The 20,840-nt window shown below is 71.6% G+C and carries 21 protein-coding genes; 9 read left to right on the top strand and 12 right to left on the bottom strand.

Annotated features, from left to right (window positions below):
- Nucleotides 1-80 precede the first annotated feature (80 nt).
- The 4 genes from R3F55_09955 to R3F55_09940 form a co-directional block, all read right to left on the bottom strand.
- On the bottom strand, nt 81-1,421 hold the full coding sequence (locus R3F55_09955; protein MEZ5667735.1) for a hypothetical protein: 1,341 nt from the start codon (nt 1,419-1,421) through the stop codon (nt 81-83).
- Nucleotides 1,422-1,483: 62 nt separating this feature from the next.
- Complete coding sequence (locus R3F55_09950; GenBank protein MEZ5667734.1) at nt 1,484-1,675, bottom strand: hypothetical protein; 192 nt, start codon at nt 1,673-1,675, stop codon at nt 1,484-1,486.
- 85 nt (nt 1,676-1,760) lie between these two features.
- Nucleotides 1,761-2,234 carry a hypothetical protein gene (locus tag R3F55_09945; protein MEZ5667733.1) on the bottom strand — a complete coding sequence of 158 codons (474 nt, stop codon included), beginning with the start codon at nt 2,232-2,234 and terminating at the stop codon, nt 1,761-1,763.
- Between the two features lie 60 nt (nt 2,235-2,294).
- Entirely contained in the window at nt 2,295-4,484 is a 2,190-nt protein-coding gene (locus tag R3F55_09940) for an EAL domain-containing protein (GenBank protein MEZ5667732.1), read from the bottom strand.
- Between the two features lie 234 nt (nt 4,485-4,718).
- On the opposite strand from R3F55_09940, the gene R3F55_09935 reads away from it, so the two are divergent.
- A complete protein-coding gene (locus R3F55_09935; protein MEZ5667731.1) occupies nt 4,719-5,618 on the top strand; it encodes a PfkB family carbohydrate kinase in 900 nt (299 codons plus the stop codon).
- A gap of 12 nt (nt 5,619-5,630) precedes the next feature.
- On the opposite strand, the gene R3F55_09930 is transcribed toward R3F55_09935, so the two are convergent.
- Entirely contained in the window at nt 5,631-6,245 is a 615-nt protein-coding gene (locus tag R3F55_09930) for a hypothetical protein (protein ID MEZ5667730.1), read from the bottom strand.
- A gap of 145 nt (nt 6,246-6,390) precedes the next feature.
- Between R3F55_09930 and R3F55_09925 the strand changes: the two genes are divergently transcribed.
- Nucleotides 6,391-7,314, top strand: coding sequence for a pseudouridine-5'-phosphate glycosidase (locus R3F55_09925; protein ID MEZ5667729.1), 924 nt, complete (start codon nt 6,391-6,393; stop codon nt 7,312-7,314).
- On the opposite strand, the gene R3F55_09920 is transcribed toward R3F55_09925, so the two are convergent.
- The gene (locus tag R3F55_09920; GenBank protein MEZ5667728.1) at nt 7,301-7,633 is read right to left on the bottom strand and encodes a DHCW motif cupin fold protein; all 333 of its coding nucleotides are present in this window, start codon (nt 7,631-7,633) and stop codon (nt 7,301-7,303) included. The two genes, R3F55_09925 and R3F55_09920, sit on opposite strands and share 14 nt — an antisense overlap.
- A 108-nt stretch (nt 7,634-7,741) precedes the next feature.
- Between R3F55_09920 and R3F55_09915 the strand changes: the two genes are divergently transcribed.
- Nucleotides 7,742-8,161 (top strand): hypothetical protein, encoded by a 420-nt coding sequence (locus R3F55_09915; GenBank protein MEZ5667727.1) that lies wholly within the window; start codon nt 7,742-7,744, stop codon nt 8,159-8,161.
- A 10-nt stretch (nt 8,162-8,171) separates the two neighbouring features.
- On the opposite strand, the gene R3F55_09910 is transcribed toward R3F55_09915, so the two are convergent.
- Nucleotides 8,172-8,588, bottom strand: coding sequence for a cupin domain-containing protein (locus tag R3F55_09910; protein MEZ5667726.1), 417 nt, complete (start codon nt 8,586-8,588; stop codon nt 8,172-8,174).
- A complete protein-coding gene (locus R3F55_09905) occupies nt 8,572-9,387 on the bottom strand; it encodes a phytanoyl-CoA dioxygenase family protein (GenBank protein MEZ5667725.1) in 816 nt (271 codons plus the stop codon). The genes R3F55_09910 and R3F55_09905 overlap by 17 nt, the downstream gene beginning before the upstream one ends.
- 250 nt (nt 9,388-9,637) lie before the next feature.
- On the opposite strand from R3F55_09905, the gene iolE reads away from it, so the two are divergent.
- The 4 genes from iolE to R3F55_09885 all read left to right on the top strand — a co-directional run bounded on the left by iolE (nt 9,638) and on the right by R3F55_09885 (nt 13,618).
- A complete protein-coding gene (gene iolE, locus R3F55_09900) occupies nt 9,638-10,552 on the top strand; it encodes a myo-inosose-2 dehydratase (GenBank protein MEZ5667724.1) in 915 nt (304 codons plus the stop codon).
- A gap of 37 nt (nt 10,553-10,589) precedes the next feature.
- Nucleotides 10,590-11,555, top strand: coding sequence for a sugar ABC transporter substrate-binding protein (locus R3F55_09895; protein ID MEZ5667723.1), 966 nt, complete (start codon nt 10,590-10,592; stop codon nt 11,553-11,555).
- Between the two features lie 84 nt (nt 11,556-11,639).
- Nucleotides 11,640-12,791 (top strand): ABC transporter permease, encoded by a 1,152-nt coding sequence (locus tag R3F55_09890; protein ID MEZ5667722.1) that lies wholly within the window; start codon nt 11,640-11,642, stop codon nt 12,789-12,791.
- The gene (locus tag R3F55_09885) at nt 12,788-13,618 is read left to right on the top strand and encodes an ATP-binding cassette domain-containing protein (protein ID MEZ5667721.1); all 831 of its coding nucleotides are present in this window, start codon (nt 12,788-12,790) and stop codon (nt 13,616-13,618) included. Before R3F55_09890 ends, R3F55_09885 begins: the two co-directional genes overlap by 4 nt.
- Before the next feature lie 75 nt (nt 13,619-13,693).
- Here the strand turns inward: R3F55_09885 and R3F55_09880 are convergent, their stop codons facing one another.
- On the bottom strand, nt 13,694-14,137 hold the full coding sequence (locus R3F55_09880) for a hypothetical protein (protein ID MEZ5667720.1): 444 nt from the start codon (nt 14,135-14,137) through the stop codon (nt 13,694-13,696).
- Nucleotides 14,138-14,515: 378 nt separating this feature from the next.
- Nucleotides 14,516-14,938: a Gmad2 immunoglobulin-like domain-containing protein gene (locus R3F55_09875; GenBank protein ID MEZ5667719.1), complete on the bottom strand. Its 423-nt coding sequence runs from the start codon at nt 14,936-14,938 to the stop codon at nt 14,516-14,518.
- A gap of 136 nt (nt 14,939-15,074) precedes the next feature.
- Here R3F55_09875 and R3F55_09870 point away from each other — a divergent pair, with 136 nt between their 5' ends.
- Nucleotides 15,075-16,097, top strand: a complete 1,023-nt coding sequence (locus R3F55_09870; GenBank protein ID MEZ5667718.1) for a ligase-associated DNA damage response exonuclease — start codon at nt 15,075-15,077, stop codon at nt 16,095-16,097.
- Nucleotides 16,098-16,105: 8 nt separating this feature from the next.
- Here R3F55_09870 and R3F55_09865 read toward each other — a convergent pair whose 3' ends face one another.
- The gene (locus R3F55_09865; GenBank protein MEZ5667717.1) at nt 16,106-16,561 is read right to left on the bottom strand and encodes a hypothetical protein; all 456 of its coding nucleotides are present in this window, start codon (nt 16,559-16,561) and stop codon (nt 16,106-16,108) included.
- A 538-nt stretch (nt 16,562-17,099) separates the two neighbouring features.
- Nucleotides 17,100-19,442 (bottom strand): response regulator, encoded by a 2,343-nt coding sequence (locus R3F55_09860; GenBank protein MEZ5667716.1) that lies wholly within the window; start codon nt 19,440-19,442, stop codon nt 17,100-17,102.
- 315 nt (nt 19,443-19,757) lie between these two features.
- Here R3F55_09860 and tsaD point away from each other — a divergent pair, with 315 nt between their 5' ends.
- Entirely contained in the window at nt 19,758-20,810 is a 1,053-nt protein-coding gene (tsaD, locus tag R3F55_09855; protein ID MEZ5667715.1) for a tRNA (adenosine(37)-N6)-threonylcarbamoyltransferase complex transferase subunit TsaD, read from the top strand.
- Nucleotides 20,811-20,840: the final 30 nt, after the last annotated feature.

Here is a 20,840-nt window from a genome sequence, read left to right as displayed (position 1 = left end):
GCACGACCGCGAGCATGCCGAATGCCAGCGCGAACGCTGCACACACCCAACGCCACGACACCTCTGCCGCCACGACGGACTCACTGCTGGAGGAGATCGGAACCGATATTACGCGTGGCCTCGATCAGCGCCAAGCCCTCTCGCGCAGCCGGGTTCCACGGTTCCCGCGCCAGCCCGGCGGCGAGCGCGGCGGCGGCCTCGTCGCGCCGCCCGGCCTCGAGCAACGCCAGGCCGAGGCCGATCCACGGCCGGCCGCGTTCCGGCGCCTTGTCGACGGCGTCCCGCCACAGGGCGACGGGGTCGGCATAGAGCGCAGTGCGTTGCACCGTCATCGCCGCAAGCGCGACGCCCAGTCCGGCACCGGCCGCCATGCCGAACCGGCGGCCGGCGCCGCCGGATCGCATCGGGACTGCCGCCAGCAGCAGCGCCGGCCCGATCGAGGCGAGATAGAGCGGCTTCAACCCGACCGGGTCGATCCGCCAGATCAGCGAGTTGCTCGGCAGCAGGCACAGCAGCGTCCAGCCGAGCGCGAAGGCGGCGACGGGCGCACGCCGGCGCAGGGCAAGGGCGGTGCCGCCGACGACGGCCAGCCCGGCCGTTCGGACCAGCGTGGCAAGCTCCAGCCATCCCCAGGCCTGCGGCTGCGGCGGGTCGATGCTGATCCGCCACGGCATGGCCCAGTAGCCGAGGATGTCGGCCATGGCGTGGACGTTGCCGCGCAGGGCATCGAGCGGCGGCCGGGCCTGCAGGCTGAACGCGACCAGGGTGCGGTGGCCCGGCATCGCCGCCAGCACCGAGGCGCCGACTGCGGCGCCGGCCAGGACCGGCAACAGGCGCGTGCAGGCGGTGCGCACGCTCTCGCCGCGGCCGACCGTCAGCTGCCACCACAGCAGCAGCGCCGGCAACACCAGCGCCGTCTCGCGCGCCAGTGGCGCCAGCGCGGCGCAGGTTGCGGCCGCGGCGACGGTGCCGGCGCGGACCGGGCCGGTCGCCAGCACGAGCGCGCCCAGCAGCAGCAGGGCCGACAGGCCGGCGGAGCGGCCGCTGACATAGGTCACGGTCTCGGTCAGCGCCGGATGCACCGCCCACAGCGCGGTGGCGAGAACGGCGACGGCGCTCAGGCGCACCGCCCGCCGCAGCAGTACCAGCAGCAACAGCGTGGTGGCGACGTGCAGCAGCAGGTTGACGGCGTGGAAGCCGGGCGCCCACGGACCGTGCAGCCAGTCCTGCACGGCGTAGCTCGCCTTCAGCAGCGGCCGCACCGTCTGCGGCAGCCGCTCGACGAAACGCGCCGCGGTGGCGGCCGGATTGCCGACCACGTCGGCCAGGTCGTCCAGCACGAAACCCGCGTGCAGCGCGCCGGCGAACGCGACCGCGGCCGGCAGGACGGCCGCCAGCGCCGGCAGCGCGACCGCAGGCAAGCGGCGGGAACGGCCGTCCGGCGGCCGCGCCGACAGGTCCAACGCGCCTGCCTGTCCCATGGTCAGAAGGTGATGCCGACCTCGGTGTCGCCCAGTCCGCCGCCGGAGCCGATGCTGCCGCGTGCGAACAGGTTCTCGCAGCCGCACAGGGCCAGCGTCGCCAGCGCCGCGGCCAGAGCGGCCGCCGCAGGCCGGTTGCGCCGGACGATGCCGGCCGCGCCTGCCCGCCGTCCCGGTCTGCCTCGCCGCCTCATCCGTGCCGCCTTTCCGGGCCCAACGCCCCGGCCCGGATCATAGCGCGGCGCCGGGCCCGGCGATATGGCCGTCGCGACCGACCGGCTAGGCAAGCGTCAGCGGCGGGCGATCCTGCGGGTCCACCCGTTGCATCGCGGTCAGGCGCGGCGGGGCGCGGTGGTCGATGGTGAAACCGGTGGCCACCAGGCCGATCAGGCCGCCGGCGGGGACGTTGAGCAGGATCTGCCAGGCGAAGGCCGCCGGGTGCGGCGCGCCGGTCGCCGGCCGTTTCTCGACGCGGTCGACCGACCATTCGGTGATGGTCGGCGCGAAGGCGGTGCCGGTGAAGTCGACTGCGATCCGCAGGTCCTGCACGTCTTGGAAAGTCAGCGTCGCCGGCGCGACGCGGAAGCGGAACCCGCCGTCGTCGCCCCTCAGCCAGGCGACGATATGGTCGATGTCGAGAACCAGTTCGCTGCGCCACAGGCCGCGGTCGGGGTCGGGCGGGCGCAGGAACAGGCCGTAGACCGGGCAGTCGTGCAGGGACCAGTCCGTCTGTGCGCTGGCTTCGTCGGTCATTCCGCCCTCCCGCCGTGTCGACAGGCCCCGCGTGCGCCGACCGGTCTCTTCGCCGGCGCGCTAGACCGCCCGGCGCGGCATCAGCCGGACCACGTCGCCGTCGGCGGCGTGCGCGGCCTCCGCCGCCCTTCGCTCGGTGTCGACCAGCCAGCTCTCCAACGCCTCCACCGGCATCGGCCGGGCGAAGTGGAAGCCCTGCGCGGTGGCGCAGCCGCATTCGCGCAGGAACGCAACCTGCTCCTCGGTCTCCACCCCCTCGGCGACCGGCGTATAGTTCAGGCTGGCCGCCATGCTGAGAATGGTGCGGACGATCACCGCGGAATCCGCGTCGACGCCCAGGTTGGCGATGAACGAGCGGTCGATCTTGAAGGTGTCGAACGGCAGCTTGGTCAGGTGCGACAAGCTGGAATAGCCGGTGCCGAAGTCGTCGATCGCCAGCCGGATGCCCTCGGCCTTCAGCGGCGCGACGGCAAGCGCCACCCGTTCCGGATCGGTCATGGCGGTCGACTCGGTCAGTTCCAGCTCCAACAGCCGCGGATCGAGGCCGACCTCGCGCAGCACGGCAAGCACGCCGGCGGCGAAGCCTTCATTGTCGAACTGCGCCTGCGAGACGTTCACCGCCACCGGGATCGGCCGCCCCTGCGCGGCCCAACGCGCTGCGTCGCGACAGGCCTGGCGCAGCACGGCCATGCCGATGTCCGCGACCAGGCCGTTCTCCTCGGCGATCGACAGGAACTCGCCGGGGGCCAGCCAGCCGCGCTCCGGATGCTGCCAGCGGACCAGGGCCTCGACGCCGACCGGCCGTCCGGTCCCGGTCTCCACCTTCGGCTGGTAGTAGGGACGGAACTCGTCGCGCTGCAGGCCGGCGCGCATCTCGGCCTCGACCTTGGCGCGGTGCTGCACGTGCACGTTCATGTCGTGCGAGAAATAGGCATAGCCGTTCCTGCCCGCCTGCTTGGCCGCATACATGGCGAGGTCGGCATGCTTCATCAGGGTGGCGAAGTCGGCGCCGTCGTCGGGGTAGACGGCAATGCCGATGCTGGCGCCGACATGCACCGTGGTGTCGTGGATGGTGTACGGCTCGCCGACCGCGGCGATGATCCGGCGAGCGACGGCGGCGGCATTCTCGGGGCGGTCGAGGTCGCGCAGCAGGATGGTGAACTCGTCGCCGCCGAGGCGGGCCAGCGTGCCCGAATAGCGGCCGCTCGACCGCGCCGCATCGACGCCGCCGTTCTGCTGCTGCGGCGACGGGCCGACCAGATCGTCGACGCGCACGGATTCGGTCAGGCGGTGCGACACCTCTTTCAGCAGCGCGTCGCCGGCATCGTGGCCGAGCGTGTCGTTGATCGTCTTGAAGCGGTCCAGGTCGATGAACAGCATGGCGCCGACATGCTGGCGTCGCGACTTGAACACCTTGTCGAAGCTCTGCCGGATGAACTCGCGGTTGGGCAGGCCGGTGGTCTGGTCGACATAGGCCAGCTCGTTGATCCGCACCATCTGCGTCTGCAGCCGGTGCGCCATCCGGCGCAGCGCACGGCCGAGCTGGCGTGCCTCCCGCACCCGCGTGCTCGGCAGCGCCGAGCCGAAGTTGCCCAGTGCGATCTCGGAGGCCATGTGCGACATCGCCTGCAGCAGGCGGCTGACCCGGCGCGAGGCGCGGATGGCGACCGGCACCAGCAGCAGCACGGCGGCGGCGAGCGCGACGATGGCCGGCAGCGAGATGGTCAGGACCTGGTCCCAGAGGTCCGGCATGCGGCTCATCGTCACCACGGCGCCGCGGGCGCTGCCGTCCTCGTCGAAGATCGGCACGGCGGTGCGCAGCAGGCCGTAGCGCTGCTCGGTCAGCGGCTGCCCGCCCGTCATCGCCTGCACGGCGATCGCCGGCGGCGATTCGGTGCGCACCGGCAGGCCGCCGGCGGCATCGACTACGAAGGACGACGGCGCATCGAACACCAGGATGCCGGAGATGCCGCCGCGGCCCACGGTGTCGCCCAGCATCTCGCCCAGGCTGAGGAAATGGCGAAGCTCGAGCTGGCTGCGCGCCGCGACCGCGATCGATTCCGCCTGCCAGATCGCCTCCTCGCTGTGCTGTTCGTCGGAGCGGATCAGCTGGCGGGTGACGCTGATGGCCGTGTTGATCAGCAGGCCGAGCGCCAGCGAGCCGATGACGACGAGCAGCAGCCACGACTGCAGCGACCAGCCGCGGCGCAGCGTGCCGAAACATCGTCCGAAGGTCTTGTGCCGCCGCATCAATCGCTCAGCAGTAATTCCGTCTCGGCAATTTGGGCATTGTTCAATTTCGAACAGATTAATTTGCCGCGCCGGTGGTATTGCGTCGTTTCCACTGCAAGCATTTGTGGAAAGGGCCGCGCGCCGCGGCGCGTCCCGATTGCATGCCGGCCGGGCGCGGGCTGGCGGTCGGCCGGCAGCGGCGATAGATTGACGCGGCCGGTGGGGTGAGCCGGCGGCGGGACAGATCCGACCATGAACGATGTGCCGAGCGCCAAGCCGTGCGTTGCCGAGGTCGCTTGTTTCGGCGGGCTCAACATCGACCGGCAGGGTGCCGCGCTGGCGCCGGTCGTTCCGGGCTCGTCGAACCCGGTGCGGATGACCACCGACGTCGGCGGCGTGGCCGCCAACGTCGCCCGGGCGCTCGCCGCGCTCGGCCGGCGGGTCACCTTGGTCGCACGCGTCGGCGCGACCGGAAGCCGCAGCTTCGGCCGGGCGCTGGCAGGGCTGGTCGACCCGTTGCTGATCGTCGACCGGGATCGGCCGACGGCGAGCTACACCAGCCTGATCGAGCCTGACGGCCGCCTGTTCGTCGGCCTGGCCGACATGGAGGTCCACGACGCCTGGGACCATGGCGACGTCGACCGGGCCATCGCCCATGCAGCGGCGGCCTCGGTGTGGTTCGTCGACGCCAATCTGCCGTCGGCGGCGCTCGCCCGGCTGGCGACGATGGCCGGCTCGGAGCGCATCCTGGCGGCGAACGGCGTGTCGGCCGCCAAGGCGGGGCGGCTGGCCGGCGACCTGCACCGCATCTCGATGCTGTTCGCCAATGCCGAGGAGGCCGCCGTCCTCGGGATCGACCCGGAAGCGCCGCGGCGCGGCCAGGAACTGACCACCGTGGTCACCCACGGCGGGGCCGGGCTGGCGGTCGCCGTCGGCAACGATGTCTGGCGGATCCCGGCACCCGCCCTGCCTGGCCCGGCCGTCGACGAGACCGGCGCCGGCGACTGCCTGGTCGCGGGCGTACTGGCCGGCCGCCTCGCCGGCCTGGACCGCGACGCCGCCTTTGCGTTGGGCCAGCGTGCGGCTGCCGCCGCGCTGGTGGCGCCGGTCAGCGTGCCGGAGGAAGCCCTGCGCGCCCTGGCGCCCGGTTGAACCGGCAGCGACCTATCGATCGGCGCGGGGCAGGAACGTCACCTCGTCCGCTGCGCCCGGGCGCGCGATCACGCTCACCACGCGCCAGCGGCCCGACGGCGCCTCGCGCAGGATGAAGCGCACCGGTCCTTCGTACGCGACGGTGGTCTCGACCACGACCTCGCTGGCGCCATCGATCGTTTGCGACGGGCCGACCGCGTCGATCGTCAAGGCGCCGTCGAGCTCGATCGCCAGGGCGCCGGCGCGGTCGGCGCTGTCCATCAGGCTCTGGAACGCGACGAACACATCGGGGCCGACCCAGGGCTTGTCCTGCTCGAGGGCGCTATCGTACGGCCCGCGCAGGTCGTCCATGATCGCGCGGACCGCCGCGCCGTCCAATCCCGGGGTCAGCAGCAAGTCCATGCGGAGCATCGACAGGGATCGCATGAACACGTATCTGGCGGTGGGGTCGAGTGCGAAATAGACGGCGACATAGTCGTCATCGGCGAAAGTCTCGGCGAAGGTCGCCACCGTCGCCTCGGGCGTCGACAGGTCGAGCGCGGTCTCGATGCGCGAGACCAGTGGCATCTCGGCATGGACGGTCGTCGCTGCGATCGCAGCAAGGACGAACGCCGGGCCGGTGGACATCGGGCGGGCCATCGCACGCTCCCATTCTGGTGGACCCGACGCGAGGATAGCGGCGAAATCGGCGAGAGCGAGGCCATTTCGCGACCGTTCGGCGACGGTGCGGATTGTGCTGGCGCGCGCCCGGCGCTCCGGCTAGCACAGGCGGATGTCGGACCTGCTGGATATCGCGCCCGAGGTGGCGGCTGCCCTTGCCGAGGGCCGGCCGGTGGTGGCGCTGGAATCGACCATCATCGCCCACGGCCTGCCCTGGCCGGACAACCTGGAAACCGCCCGGTTGCTGGAGCAGGCGGTGCGCGACCACGGCGCGGTGCCGGCGACCATCGCGGTGTTCGCGGGCCGCCCGCGGATCGGCCTCGACGAGGCGGCGCTGCGCGCGCTGGCGGCACCCGACGGAACATTCGCCAAGGCGACGACGCGCGACCTCGGCGCTCTGCGCGTGCAAGGCGGCAACGGCGCCACCACGGTGGCCGCGACCATGCGTCTCGCCCATCTCGCCGGCATCGCGGTCTTCGCCACCGGCGGAATCGGCGGCGTGCACCGCGGCTGGTCCGGGCACATGGATGTATCGGCCGATCTCTACGAGCTGGCGCGCACGCCGGTGGCGGTGGTGTGCGCCGGTGCGAAGACCATCCTCGACGTGCCGGCGACGCTGGAGCTGCTCGAGAGTCTCGGCGTGCCCGTCATCGGCTATCGCTGCGATGCCTTTCCGGGGTTCTATGCGGCGGAGACCGACGGCGCGGTGCAGACGCGGGCGGAGACCGTCGGCGAGATCGCCGGCATTCTCGCGGCCAACCGCGCGATCGCGCCCGCCAGCGGCGCGGTGGTCGCGGTGCCGCCGCCGGCCGACACCGCGCTCGATCGCGGCGAGGTCGAGGGCTGGATCGCCGCCGCCCTGCGCAACGCCGCCGAGGAAGGCGTCTTCGGCAAGGCGACGACGCCCTATCTGCTGGCCCGTATCGTCGAGCTGTCGGAGGGGCGCAGCCTCGCCGCCAACGTGGCGCTGGCGCGGAACAACGCCGCTGTCGCCGCCGAGCTGGCGACGGCGGTCGCCGCGCTCAGTCGACGATGAACAGCGTCGCGCCGGTCGCGGTCTCGACCCGATGGGCGGCGTCGCCGTGATCCGACACGGCGAAGGCCATGCCGGCGTCGAGCCGGAAGCGCCGGCCGTCCTTCAGCGCGATGTCGGCACCGCCGGCGACGACCCAGGCGACGTGGCCGAGGTCGCACCAGTGGTCGGCGACATAGCCCGGCGAATAGGTCACGCGGCGGATGCGCACGCCGCCCGCCTGCAGCGTGTGCATGACGGCGACGCCGCTGTCGCCGGGATGCTCGGTCGGTGCGATCGCCGCCCAGTCGATGGCGGTGAACGGTGTTGCGGCGATCTGCATGGCGGCATTCCCTTTGCTGCGACGCCGCGTCCTGTTGGCCAAACGATGCGGCACGGTGGCGAGCGGTCGCCTGCGAGCCTGTAGCCTGCGCGGCGGAAAGGCAACGCGATGCTGGCAGTCAAGATCGTCCATTTTCTCGCTCTCGCCATCGGCATCGGCGGCAGCGCCGCCAACCTGCTGCTCGCCGTCCGCGCCGCGACGATCCCTGCGGAGGCCAGGCCCGGCCTCGGCGCCATCCAGCGGCTGATCGGCCGGGTGGCGTTCGGCTGCGTGTTGCTGCTGTGGGCGAGCGGGCTGGCCATGCTCTATGCACGCTACGGCGGCTGGGCGGGCCAGGGCGTGCTTTTCTGGCTGAAGATCGCCGCTGTGGCGGTGCTGACCGTCGCCGCGACCGGCCTGCAGGTGCTGACCGTGCGGGCGCAGATCGCCAAGGCGCCGCCGCCCCGCACAGCGATGCTGCGGCTGGCCGTCGCCGCCAATGCGTCGGCAATGCTGGCCGTGCTGTTCGCGGTGCTGGCCTTCGGCTGAGGCGCGCCGGTCACAGCGGGCGGTGTTGGGTGCCGTCGCCCTGGGTGAGCGCCAGCAACAGGCCCGGCGTACGGATCTCGGCCCGGTGCCAAGCGCCGGCCGGGACAAGATAGGCCTGCTCGGCCGCCATCGCGACGCGCCAGAGCCGGCCGGCGCGGTCCTCGCAGACCAGCTCGCAGGCGCCGGAGGCCAGGAACAGCAGTTCCGGGCCGGCCGGATGCATTTCCCAGTGATCCCAGTCGGCGGTCATCCGGAAGGCGGAGAACAGCCGGCCGTCGATCGCCAGCGCGCCGGATGCAAGGTCCGCCCAGAAGCTGTCGGTGACCGGAACGGCACTGGCGCCGCCGTCCGGTCGCAGGTCGATGAAGGTGCCTGTCGGGTCGAAGGCCGTCTCGCTTCCGGCCAGGGCGTCAGCGCGGGGCGACATTGGCTTCGCGGCTGCGGCCCTCGGTCCGCGTTTCGGCGAGGATACCATACAGGGTGCGGCCTTTGGTGGTCTCGTCGCGCTCGAAGTCGGCCAGCGGCGCGGGAATCAGCCGGCACAGCGGGCCCAGCCGCTGGCGGGTCGCCGCCGTGATCGCCTCGGCGATGTGGTACTGCGGCGCGGTATTCGGGCAGGCGAGGCCCATGTGAATGGCCCGCCGCCGGCTCGTGCTGCGGTTTGCGCGGCCGCCGTGCCAGGTGTCGCCGTGGACGAATATGGCGGAGCCGGCCGGACACGCGACGACGATCTCGCCCTCGACCGGCGCACGCGGGTCGGCCAGGTCCAGCGGCCACGGCCGCTTGTGCGATCCCGGCACCAGCCGGGTGCCGCCGTTCGCGTCGGTCATCGCGTCGATGGCCCAGATCACGTTGACGTAGCCCAGACAGCCCGGGAAGAACGAGCGATCGGCGTGGATCGGCTGGTGCGGCCGCTCGTCGCCGGGCAGCGGGTCGTGGAAGTTCATCGCCTGCCAGCGGATGTCGTCGCCGATCGTGCGCTGCGCCATTTCCAGCGCGATCGGCTCGGTGCCGAGCCGCTCGAACGCCTCGCCCTTCGAGAACAGGTTGCACAGGCGGCGCACGCCGGGATTGTCGGAGCCTTCGGCGCCGGCCGCCTCGCCCTCCGCGTCGAACCGGGCGTCGAGCGCCGCCCGCACGGCCGCGGTGCGCTCCGGCGGCAGCACCCCCTCGACGATCAGATAGCCGTTGTCCTCCCAGAACTGCCATTGCCGTCTGTCGATCATCGCCGTCCCTCCCCGAAACGCGCGCATTGGCCGAGCATAGCAAGCGCGCCCGGTCGCCGGATAGCGCATTGCGTCGCGGCCGCCTGCCGCATTCCGCAAAGTGGACCCATGAAATTGTAGCGAAATGGACCTGTCTGTGGGGCCGGATGCTGGCTAGCGTTGGCGTTTGCTGCGCGGCGAGGGGGACGCGGATGGCACGGCATATGACGGGTCTGGACGGGGCCGGCGCGCACGGGGGCTATGCCGCGGCATGAGCGTGCGCATCGGCATCAACCCCATCACCTGGACCAACGACGACGTGCCCGAACTGGGCGGCGACACACCGCTTGAGACCTGTCTCGGCGAGATCGCGCTGGCCGGCTATGCCGGATCGGAACTGGGCGGCAAGTACCCCCGCGACCCGGCGGTACTCGGCCCGCTGCTCACCGCCCACAGGCTGGCACTGGTATCCGGCTGGTGGGACGGCCGCATCCTCGTGCGTGACGTCGCGGCGGAATTCGACGCCGTGCTGCCGCACCTGACGCTGTTGCGCGACCTCGGCGCGTCCGTGGTCGTCTATGCCGACACGTCGAACGGCCGCCTCGATGGGATCTGGCAGCCGATCTCGCAGCGTCCGCGCCTGGCCGACGCCGACTGGCCGGCCTATGGCGCGAAGCTGACCGCACTGGCCGAGCGCATGGCCGATTTCGGGGTCGCAATGGCGTTCCACCATCACATGGGCACCATTGTCGAGACCGATGCCGAGGTCGACCGGCTGATGAACGCTACCGGACCGGCGGTCGGCCTGCTGTTCGACAGCGGCCATTGCGCCTTTTCCGGCGGCGACCCGGTCGCGTTGGCGACCCGCCATGCCGCGCGGATCAACCACGTCCACTGCAAGGACGTGCGCCCCGCCGTGCTGGCCGACGCCCGGGCGCGCGACCGCAGCTTCATGGATTCGGTCCTGGACGGAATCTTCACCGTGCCGGGCGACGGCGCGGTCGACTACGCCGCCATTCTCGATCGCCTGCACCATGCCGGCTACCGCGGCTGGCTGGTGGTCGAAGCGGAGCAGGACCCTGCCAAGGCGCATCCGCTGACCTACGCCCGCATGGGCCACGACAACCTCGTCGCGCTGGCCACGGGCGCAGGCTTCGTCGTCGACGGGCCCGCGGGCGGCGCGTGAACCAACCAATGGACCTTGAGGAGAGGAGGAGGCTGCAATGAAGCGCAAATGGCTGATCGGGGCGACGATGCTGGGTCTGTCGGCGGTGGCGGGGCCGGCACTGGCCGACGGGTTGAAGCCTGTGGAGGACGTGCACATCGTCGTGGTCACCCACGGCTCGTCGTCGGACGCCTACTGGTCGGTGGTGAAGCGGGGCGTCGACGACGCGGCGGCGCTGACCGGCGCCCAGGTCGACTACTACGCGCCGCAGGTGTTCGACGTGGTCGAGCAGGCGCGGCTGATCGAGGCCGCGATCGCCAGCCAGCCCGACGGACTGGCCGTGTCGATCCCGGACGCCGATGCGATGCGCGGGCCGGTCACGGCCGCGGTGGCCGCCGGCATCCCGGTCATCGTGCTCGATTCCGGCGAGGTGCCGGGCATGGAGATGGGCGCCGGGCTCTATGTGGGCACGGTGTCGGAATACGACTCCGGCGTGAAGGCCGGCCGGCGGCTGGCGGGCGAGGGCATCCTGACCGTCGTCTGCGTCAACCACGAGGTCGGCAACGTCAGCCTCGACGAGCGCTGCCAGGGCATCAACGACGGGCTGGCCGAGTCCGGCGGCGCGTCCGAGGTCATCGCCGTGCAGCAGGATCCGGCCGACGTGCAGCGCCGCGTCGAGGCCTATCTGTCGGCGCATCCCGATGTGCAGGCGGTGTTCGCCACCGGCACCGCCTCGGCCAACCCGCTGATCCAGATGTTCCGCGAGCGCGACATGTTCGGCACGATGGGGCTCTACACCTTCGATGTCGGACCGGAAATCCTCGATTCCATCGTCGCCGGCGAGATGGGCTTCGGCATGGACGGCCAGCAGTACCTGATGGGCTATCTGCCGGTGCTGTTTCTGGTGCAGAATGCGACCAACGGGCTGTGGGTGCAGAACAACACCTATACCGGGCCGCTGTTCATCGACAGTCCGGAGAAGGCTTCCGCGATCCTGACCCTGTCGCAGCAGGGCATCCGCTGAGCGGGGCAGGACGGCGCGGGGGAACACGGGCCTGTCCCCCGCGCCGGGTCGAACCGAGGGTGACGATGGGAACCGGCGCGCCGCATGGCTGATACCGCACCCCGTGCGCTGCCGGGCATCGCCGCCGCCAAGCGCCACGAGGGGCCGGACGAGCGGCTGGCGCAGGCCAGGCTGCTGACACGGCTGTTCCGCCGGTCGGAGTTCGGCGCCGCCAGCGGGCTGGTGGCGACCGCGATCATCTTCGCCGTGCTTCCCGGCGCCGGCGCGCTCTACTCGCTGCAGGGCGCGATGACGTTCCTGACGCTGGCGGCGGAGCTGGGCATCATCGCCACCGCCGCCGCGCTGCTGATCATCGGCGGCGAGTTCGACCTGTCGGTCGGCTCGATGATCGGTTTCGCCGGCGTCGTCATCGGGTTGGCGGTAACCGCGCTCGATTTCCCGTTGTGGGCGGCGATCCTGAGCGCCTTCGCCGTCGCCATCCTGGTCGGCTGGTTCAACGGTCTGGTGGTGGTCCGCACCCGGCTGCCTTCGTTCATCGTCACGCTGGCGTCGCTGTTCATCCTGCGCGGCCTGTCGATCGGGGTGACCCGCGCGGTCACCGGCCGCACCCAGATTCCCTACATCCTCGACGACGTGCCCGACCCGTGGACCGCCAAGCTGTTCAACGGCAACATCCTTACCGGGCCGTTCCAGTGGATGGGCGACCAGGGTTGGATCGCCGTGCGCAACGACGGCCTGCCGTTCGTGCAGGGCATCCCGATGTCGATCGTATGGTGGCTGGTCGTTACCGTGGTCGCCGGCTACATCCTGGCGCAGACCAAGTACGGCAACTGGGTTTATGCCAGCGGCGGCGACCCGGTGGTGGCCCGCAATGTCGGCGTGCCGGTGGCGCGGGTGAAGATCGTGCTGTTCATCGCCACCGCCTGCGCCGCCACCCTGCTCGCCACCATCCAGGTGATGGAGGCCGGCTCCGCCGACACGGTACGCGGGCTGCTGAAGGAGTTCGAGGCGATCATCGCCGCGGTGATCGGCGGCGTATTGCTGACCGGCGGCTACGGCACGGTCTATGGCGCGATGTTCGGCGCGCTGATCTTCGGCCTGGTGCAGATGGGCATCTTCTACACCGGCATCGACACCGACTGGTTCAAGGTCTTTCTCGGCGTGGTCATCCTGCTGGCCGTGCTGGTCAACAACTACATCCGCGCCAAGGCGCTGGGCGAGAGGACCCAGCGATGAGCGTGCCGGCGATCGAACTGCGCGACGTCAGCATGCGCTTCGGCTCGGTGATCGCGCTGCAGGACATCTCGATCGCGGTGCATCCGGGCCAGGTGCACTGCCTGCTCGGCGACAACGGCGCAGGCAAGTCGACCTTGATCAAGATCCTCTCCGGCGTGCACCGGCCCACCGCCGGCCAAATCCTGGTCGAGGGCAGGCCCGTACGCTTCCGCAGCCCGCGCGACGCCCAGGACCGCGGCGTGGCCACGGTGTTCCAGGACCTCGGCATGATCCCGCTGATGTCGATCACCCGGAACTTCTTCCTCGGCCGCGAACCGACGCGCAACCGCTTCGGCCTGTCGCGGATCGACAAGGAAAAGGCCAACCGCATCGCCCGCCAGGCGATGGCCGACATCGGTATCGACGTGCGCGATCCGACCCAGGCGGTGGGCACGCTGTCGGGCGGCGAGCGTCAGTCGGTGGCGATCGCGCGGGCGATCCATTTCGGCGCCAAAGTGCTGATCCTCGACGAGCCGACCTCGGCGCTCGGCGTCCACCAGGCGGCGATGGTGCTGAAGTTCGTCGTCGAGGCGCGGCTGCGCGGGCTCGCCGTCATCTTCATCAGCCACAACATCCACCACGCCTACCCGGTGGCCGACACTTTCACCCTGCTCAACCGCGGCCGCAGCGCGGGCACATTCGCCAAGACGGAGATCAGCCGCGACGAGGTGGTCGGCATCATGTCGGGCGGCGAGGACATGAAGGCGCTGGAAGCGGAAATCGACGCTTTGCTCGCCGGCATCGCCCAGAGGGCGGCGGCAGCCACGGCGCCGGGCGCGGCGGACTGAACCGATGCGCCGCTGCCCCGGCCGGCGCGCGGCTGGCGCGGCCGGCCGGGATTTGCGGCGACCATGCGCGGCCGGTCAGATCGCGTGGCACGAATACTGGTGGCTGCCGTCGCTGAACAGCTCGACCTCGACCCAGCCGCCGGCGGCGACGCAGTCGATGTCGAACTGGGCGAACTCGCAGCCCTGCACCCAGGCGGTGTTGCAGCAGGCGATCAGGCCGTAGCAGACGTCGTGCGGATAGCGCAGGTCGTCGGCGCCGAGCAGGATGCCGATCGCGTCGTCGACCGTGGCGTCGTCGTCGGCGCGCAGGTCGCCGGGCACGGCCGGCGGCAGCTGGATGTGCGCACCCAGGTCGGTCGGCGCCGGGTTGCGGCCCGGCGTGGGAATCGTCGCGGGGCCTGGGGCTGCGATGCGCGGTCCGCCCGCCGCGCTGCCGTTCGGGTCGGTTGCCAGGGCGGTCTGGCTGGCGGCCAGAGCGGTTGCGATGCCGATCGCGGTCAGGCGTATGATCATCGTCATATCGGGTCCTCCTTGCATGGGGACGACACGAAGTCGCCACAGTCTTTCGTCGCGACGTGGCGCCGCACGGTTCATATGCCCCTCCGTCGGCCACGCCGGCACCTCGACCACGTGGGTGACGCTGTTGCCGCCATCGAGTGCCAGCGTGACGACATGGCGTCCCGGCATGGAGCCGGCGGTGGCCGCGACCGCCAGCCGCCCGGTCGGGATCGGCGACTTGAAGGGCGGTTCCTGCGGCAGGACCGTCGCCGGCCCGCCTTCGATGGACTGGTCGGTGGCGCCGTCAGACGCCGCCCTGTGGCGCTCGCCGCCGAGTTCTGATGCGGCGACGCGACCGTCGCCGTCGCCGACCGGTCCGGCCGAACGGCCGGATTCCCGTCAGGGCTGCAGCACCAGCGGCAGCACGGTCCGGCCCGGCGGGAAGCCCTCGCCGTCCGACACGTCCTCCTCATAGACCTCGAGGTGGCCCAGCTGGCGCTCGTCGACCGCGTAGTCGACGTTGAAGCCGAACGGCGCCGATCCGTCGACCGCCCCGCCCATGGTGAAGCCGTCGGCAAGCACGCTGCCGTCGCGGGCTAGCAGCCGCCAGACCACCGTGCCCTCGAAGGTGCGCGAGCAGCCGGCGACGGCGAAGCCGCTGCTGACGCGGCTGCCGGCGGTGGGCGTGGTGGCGATGACGAAGGCGGCTTCGTTCAGCGCGCCGTCGGCGGTGGAGCACGCGTCGGGCTGCTGGGCGACGCCGCTGACGCACCCGCCCGCCAGGATGGCCGTCGTGAGTGCGAGGGTCCGGTGAATTGGCATAGCAGTCTCCCTTGGTCGCGTTGCCGACGGAACCGATCCGCCCGATGTTAACAGCCGCCGCGCGCCCGGCGCCACCCGGTCGCCGTCCGGCACGGACCTGCTGCCCGCCTTCCCGCGATCGCGCTATGGTGTCGTCATGGCCTCGCCCGTCTCCACCTGGCTCTATCCGACACCGTCCGGCCTCTATTGCGCGCCGGGCGGCTTCCATGTCGACCCGGTGGTGCCGGTCGACCGCGCCGTCATCACCCACGGCCATGCCGACCATGCCCGCGCCGGCCACCGCCACGTTCTGGCGACGGCGCAGACGCTGGCGATCATGGGCGTGCGCTACGGCGCCGAATTCGCCGGCGCCACGCAGGCGCTGCGCTATGGCGAGACGCTGACGGTGGGCAGCGTGGCGGTCACCCTGCACCCGGCCGGCCATGTGCTGGGCAGCGCGCAGGTGGCGATGGCCCATGGCGGCGCGCGTGCGGTGGTCTCCGGCGACTACAAGCGCCGCCGCGACCCGACCTGCCCGGCCTTCGAGCCGGTTGCCTGCGACGTCTTCGTCAGCGAGGCCACCTTCGGCCTGCCGGTGTTCCGCCACCCCGACGACGCGGGCGAGGTGGCGAAGCTGCTGCGGTCGCTGGCGCTGTTCCCCGACCGTTCGCACGTGGTCGGCGTCTATGCGCTGGGCAAGGCGCAGCGGCTGATCCGGCTGATCCGCGAGGCGGGATGGGACCGGCCGATCCACATCCACGGTGCGCTGAAGGCGTTGTGCGACCTCTACGAGGGTCTCGGCGTCGGCCTCGGCGACCTGCGGCCGGCGACGCTAGGGCCCGGCGGCGCCGGCAAGGCGGCGTTCGCCGGCGCGCTGGTGCTGGCGCCGCCGTCGGCGCTGGCCGACCGCTGGTCGCGGCGGCTGGCCGACCCTGTCAGCGCCATGGCGAGCGGCTGGATGGGCGTGCGGGCGCGTGCCCGCCAGCGCGGCGCCGAGCTGCCGCTGGTGATCTCCGACCACGCCGACTGGGACGAGCTGACCGCCACGTTCGAGGATGTCGGCGCACCGGAGATCTGGATCACCCACGGCCGCGAGGAGGCGCTGGTCCACTGGGCGCGGCAGCGCGGCTTCGACGCCAAGGCGCTGAGCCTGGCCGGACGCGACGAGGAGGCCGAGTAGCCGGGCCTTCAGCCGCTGCGCCGGCGCCTGCGCCGCAGCAGCAGAGTCGCCAGGCCGGCCGCCAGCACGCCGCCGATCGCACCGTAGACGATCCGCTGCCAGTCGAAGCGGGAGCCGCCGCTGCTGACGACGTCCGCCGGTGTGCCGTTGGCGGCGACCAGCCCGGCCATGACCGGTTGCAGACGGGCGACCAGCGTCGCGAAGGTGCTCTCGTCGACGAAGCTGTCGTAGAGCACATAGGTGACGACATGACCGCGGACCAGCGTCAGCGCCGCCGCGCCGGCAACCCGGTCGGAATAGTCCGGCATGTCGACCTGCAGCACGATCCCGGTGTAGATCGCGTTCTCGTCCCGCCCCAGCACGCCGAGCACGGCGGCATCCGACAGGGACACGCCGTCGCCGCTGGCCGTGGCCTGCAGCGCGCTGTTGGCGCGGGCGGCAACGTCCTCGATCGGCAGGTCCATTCCGGCATCGAGCACCGCCCGGCGGGGCCCCCGTCCCTGCCAGTCCCCCCCGCGACAGCGACGGCGCCGGCTCCAGCTGCCCCGACGCCAGCGGCGCCATCAGCAAACCGTAGACGCCCAGGTCGCCGAGGCCGCCGTCGCGGGCGGCTTGCAGGGGCGCGCATTCGGCGTACATCGCCAGCACCGCGTTGCGACCCGCATTCGCCTCGGCCTGGAAATCCAGCATCGAACGCTCGAATGCGGACGCGTTGCGGTCGAGCGCGCACATCCCCTCGCCGGGTTCGAATGTCAGGCGGTGCTCGCCGAGTGCGACGCTATCGGCCCGCACCGGCCCGCTGCAAAGGGCCAGCGTCAGCCCGATCAGGGCGGCGAGGCCGATCGGGCGCGCACGGTCGCCGCGCGCGCCGGCGTCTGCGCGGCGCAGCAGCGACCCCGGCATGGTGTCAGCCTGCGGCATGCGGCGCGAGCCTATCGGCCGCCGGCGCGCAAGGCCAGACCGAAGCGCCGCTTTGATCCGCGGCGCCGCGCCGGTGCATGGCTAGGCCGCGCTCTGCCTGGCGGTCTCCGCCGGCTCGAGCCGCTCGACCGCCTGGCGCAGCGCCGCCGGCGAGACCGGTTTGGACAGATAGTCGTCCATGCCCGCGTCCAGGCAGCGGTCGCGGTCGCCTTCCATCGCGTGGGCGGTCAGGCCGACGATCCGGCAAGGCGGCAGGCCGAGCGTCCGCTCCAGGTCGCGGATGCCGCGGGTGGCCTCGTAGCCGTTCATCACCGGCATCGACACGTCCATCAGCACCAGCCGCGGCCGCAGCGCGGCGAACCGCTCCAGCGCGATCCGGCCGTTCTCCGCCATTTCCGACCGCACTCCCATGTTCGAGAGGATCAGCGAGACCACCTTCTGGTTGACCGCGTTGTCCTCGACGATCAGCACCGCCGGGCCCTCGGGATCGCCGGGGCTTTCGACGCCTTCCGGTTCGCGCTCCGCCGCCGCGTCGGCCGGCTGCGCCGGATCCTGCGCCGCGCCCTGCGGCCGGCTGGTCGCGCTCAGCACCGATACGATCTGGTCGAACAGCGCCGACGCCGCCACCGGCTTGGTCAGCACGGCGTCGGCGCGTGCGTCCGCCGGCAGGCGGTGCAGCGCGTATTCGTCCATCGACGACAGCATGATCACCGGCGTGGCCCCGATCGCCGGGTCGGCGCGCAGGCTGCGCAGCACCTCCTCGCCGTTCATGCCGGGCATGTGGTGGTCCAGCAGCACGAGGTCGAACGGCCGGCCCTGGCGGGCGGCGGCCGCCAGCTTCTGCAGCCCTTCGCGGCCGCTCGAAGCGCTGACCTCGTCCAGCCGCCAGGCGGTGACCAGCTCGTTCAGGATGTAACGGTTGGTCTCGTTGTCGTCGATTACCAGCACGCGCTTGCCGGCGGCGTCGACCTCGACCGGGTCCGGCGCCTCGTCGGCCGTTGCGTGCCGCAGCGGCAGGCTCACCCAGAACAGGCTGCCGCTGCCCGGCTCGGACTCCGCGCCGATGGTGCCGCCCATCAGCTCGGCCAGCCCCTTGCTGATGGCGAGCCCGAGGCCGGTGCCCTCGTGGGCCCGCGTCGACGACCCGTCGACCTGGGTGAACTTGTCGAATACGGTCTGGAGCTTGTCGGCCGGGATGCCGGGGCCGGTGTCGCGCACCGCGATGCGCAGCCGCAGCCCGTCGGCCGGCGTCGCCGGGCGCCGCTCAGCCGACAGCTCCAGCACCACCTCGCCATGCGCGGTGAACTTGATCGCGTTGCTGACCAGGTTGGTGACGATCTGGCGGATGCGGCCGAAGTCGCCGATCGCCGCGCGCGGCAGGTCCGGCGCCACCCGGACCAGCAGTTCGATGCCCTTGTCGTGTGCGGCCTGCGAGAGCAGCTGGGCCGGCTCGTTGGCGATTGCGCTGAGCTTGAACGGGCGCGCCTCGATCGACAGCTGTCCGGCGTCGATGCGCGAGAAGTCGAGGATGTCGTTGATGATCGTCAGCAGCGAGCGGGCGGACGACATGATGATGTCGGCGAACATGCGCTGGCGGTTGTCCAGCCGCGTGCCGGACAGGAGCTCGGCCATGCCCATCACGCCGTTCATCGGGGTGCGGATCTCGTGGCTCATGTTCGCCAGGAATTCCGACTTGGCTTTCTCGGCCACCCGCGCGGCGTCGCGCGCCTCGGTCAGCTCGGCGTTGCGGGCCTCCAGCGAGCGGCGCGCGATGACCAGCGCGCCGAGCGGCACGGCGATCAGCAGCAGGATGATGCCGCCGACCTGCAGGCCGAACGCGACGAAGCTGTCCTGGGTGTAGGCGCTGTCCGCGGTCTGGTCGACATACACCTCCACGACCGCGACGATGCGGCCGTCCTGCAGCACCGGAACATAGCTTTCGGCATAGATGTCGGGCCGGTCGGGCTTCTCGGTTCCGTCCTCGACGAAGGTGACGGGTCGGCCGGTCGCGATGACGGTCAACGCCTCCGGATTGTGGCTGGCGAGATCGCCGTTGATCGTCGACGGGTTGGCGTCGTCGGAGACCAGGACCAGTCGGCCGTGGCCGTCGAACAGCTTGAAGCGGAATACCTCGCCGCCGGCGGTGGCGCGGGCGAAGATCTCCATCTCGCGCTCGAAGCCGGTGCCTTCCGCCAGTCGGCTTTCCAGATTGTCGAACTGGCTGCCGAGGAAATGGGCCCAGGCCAGCGACAGCCGTTCGGCATTCTGCACGGTGTCGCGATGGGCGGCCGCGCTGATCAGGAAATAGAGGGCGGCGGCACCGCCGACCAGCAGCAGCGGGAAGGCGCGCAACAGCAGCCGCGGACAGCGTTCGAGCCGGGCAAGCAAACGCGGCCGCTGCGGGATGTCGGAAACCGCGCTCATTCGCCGGCCGTCGAATCAGGTGGGTGTCGCAGCATGAGGGCTCGCGCATGGGAACGGTCGTTGCCCGGCCATGATTGGCCGCAAGTGAAGAAAAAAGGGTTACGGGACGTACAAATTCATGAACTGTTGCCTGCTTTTTCTGCGATCGCCGCGGATTGACCGACCGCGGACCAGGCGCCATTTCTGCGCTGCCCGGTCCGGGCCGCGGCCGGCGACGGCTTGCCGCGAGGTGACGCACCGGGTGTGGCGGCCGTCGCTCTCCCGCCGTTGCGTGGCGGTTGCGGCGGCGCCGACGACGGCCGTACAGAGACGCACATGAAGGTCCTGGGTATCGAGACGAGCTGCGACGAGACCGCGGCGGCGGTGGTGCGCGACGCGGACGCACCGGCGGCACGCATCCTGTCCAGCGTGGTCTTCTCGCAACTGGAGGAGCACGCGCCCTATGGCGGCGTGGTGCCGGAGATCGCCGCGCGCAGCCACGTCACCCGGCTCGACGGCATTGTCGCGCGCGCGCTGGACCAGGCCGCCTGCACGCTGGACGCGATCGACGCGATTGCCGCCACCGCCGGACCCGGGCTGATCGGCGGAGTCCTGGTCGGGGTCAGCCACGCCAAGGCGATGGCGCTGGGCAGCGGACGCCCGTTCGTGGCGGTCAACCATCTCGAGGGGCACGCGCTGACGGCGCGGCTGACCGACGACGTCGCCTTTCCGTATCTGCTGCTGCTGGTGTCCGGCGGACACTGCCAGGTGCTGGTGGTCGAGGGCCTCGGCCGGCATCGCCTGCTCGGCAGCACCATCGACGACGCCATCGGCGAAGCTTTCGACAAGACCGCCAAGCTGGTCGGCCTGCCCTATCCCGGCGGGCCGGCGCTGGAGCGGGCGGCCGAGGGCGGCGATCCGACCCGGTTCGCGTTGCCGCGGCCCATGGTCGGCCGGCCGGGTTGCGATTTCTCCTTCTCCGGCCTGAAGACCGCCGTGCGGCGCGCGGTCGAGCAGGCCGGCAGTCTCGCGCCGGGCGACGTCGCCGATCTGTGCGCCGCCTTCCAGGCGGCGGTCGGCGAGGTGGTGGCGGATCGCCTCCGCAACGGCATCCGCGACTATTTGGCGCTGCGGCCGGCGCGGCCCACTCTGGTGGTCGCCGGCGGTGTCGCGGCCAATCGCGCGTTGCGCGCCCGGTTGCAGGCGCTGGCCGCGGAAAACGGCCTGGATTGCGTCGCGCCGCCGCTGGCGCTGTGCACCGACAACGCCGCCATGATCGCCTGGGCCGGGCTGGAGCGGTTCCGGGCGGGCCAGGCCGACGGGCTGGATTTCCGCCCGCTGCCGCGCTGGCCGCTGGACAGCCTTGCGCCGCCTGCGCCGAGCGCCTAGGTCGAAGCAAGGGGCAACAACCGGACTCGA

Source organism: Alphaproteobacteria bacterium, from assembly GCA_041396705.1.
GTDB lineage: Bacteria > Pseudomonadota > Alphaproteobacteria > CALKHQ01 > CALKHQ01 > CALKHQ01.
Note: the sequence above shows the minus strand (reverse complement) of the source record. Positions and strands in the feature narration are given on the sequence as shown.

Coding starts and splice junctions, on each gene's coding strand:
- R3F55_09930 (MEZ5667730.1), bottom strand. CDS start 6,245: ATGTCCACCGGCCCGGCGTTCGTCCTTGCTGCGATCGCAGCGACGACC.
- R3F55_09865 (MEZ5667717.1), bottom strand. CDS start 16,561: ATGGACCTGCCGATCGAGGACGTTGCCGCCCGCGCCAACAGCGCGCTG.
- R3F55_09910 (MEZ5667726.1), bottom strand. CDS start 8,588: ATGTCGCCCCGCGCTGACGCCCTGGCCGGAAGCGAGACGGCCTTCGAC.
- R3F55_09945 (MEZ5667733.1), bottom strand. CDS start 2,234: ATGACCGACGAAGCCAGCGCACAGACGGACTGGTCCCTGCACGACTGC.
- R3F55_09920 (MEZ5667728.1), bottom strand. CDS start 7,633: ATGCAGATCGCCGCAACACCGTTCACCGCCATCGACTGGGCGGCGATC.
- R3F55_09870 (MEZ5667718.1), top strand. CDS start 15,075: ATGGCCTCGCCCGTCTCCACCTGGCTCTATCCGACACCGTCCGGCCTC.
- R3F55_09895 (MEZ5667723.1), top strand. CDS start 10,590: ATGAAGCGCAAATGGCTGATCGGGGCGACGATGCTGGGTCTGTCGGCG.
- R3F55_09950 (MEZ5667734.1), bottom strand. CDS start 1,675: ATGAGGCGGCGAGGCAGACCGGGACGGCGGGCAGGCGCGGCCGGCATC.
- R3F55_09880 (MEZ5667720.1), bottom strand. CDS start 14,137: ATGACGATGATCATACGCCTGACCGCGATCGGCATCGCAACCGCTCTG.
- iolE (MEZ5667724.1), top strand. CDS start 9,638: ATGAGCGTGCGCATCGGCATCAACCCCATCACCTGGACCAACGACGAC.
- R3F55_09885 (MEZ5667721.1), top strand. CDS start 12,788: ATGAGCGTGCCGGCGATCGAACTGCGCGACGTCAGCATGCGCTTCGGC.
- R3F55_09940 (MEZ5667732.1), bottom strand. CDS start 4,484: ATGCGGCGGCACAAGACCTTCGGACGATGTTTCGGCACGCTGCGCCGC.
- R3F55_09905 (MEZ5667725.1), bottom strand. CDS start 9,387: ATGATCGACAGACGGCAATGGCAGTTCTGGGAGGACAACGGCTATCTG.
- R3F55_09890 (MEZ5667722.1), top strand. CDS start 11,640: ATGGCTGATACCGCACCCCGTGCGCTGCCGGGCATCGCCGCCGCCAAG.
- tsaD (MEZ5667715.1), top strand. CDS start 19,758: ATGAAGGTCCTGGGTATCGAGACGAGCTGCGACGAGACCGCGGCGGCG.
- R3F55_09860 (MEZ5667716.1), bottom strand. CDS start 19,442: ATGAGCGCGGTTTCCGACATCCCGCAGCGGCCGCGTTTGCTTGCCCGG.
- R3F55_09915 (MEZ5667727.1), top strand. CDS start 7,742: ATGCTGGCAGTCAAGATCGTCCATTTTCTCGCTCTCGCCATCGGCATC.
- R3F55_09925 (MEZ5667729.1), top strand. CDS start 6,391: ATGTCGGACCTGCTGGATATCGCGCCCGAGGTGGCGGCTGCCCTTGCC.
- R3F55_09935 (MEZ5667731.1), top strand. CDS start 4,719: ATGAACGATGTGCCGAGCGCCAAGCCGTGCGTTGCCGAGGTCGCTTGT.
- R3F55_09875 (MEZ5667719.1), bottom strand. CDS start 14,938: ATGCCAATTCACCGGACCCTCGCACTCACGACGGCCATCCTGGCGGGC.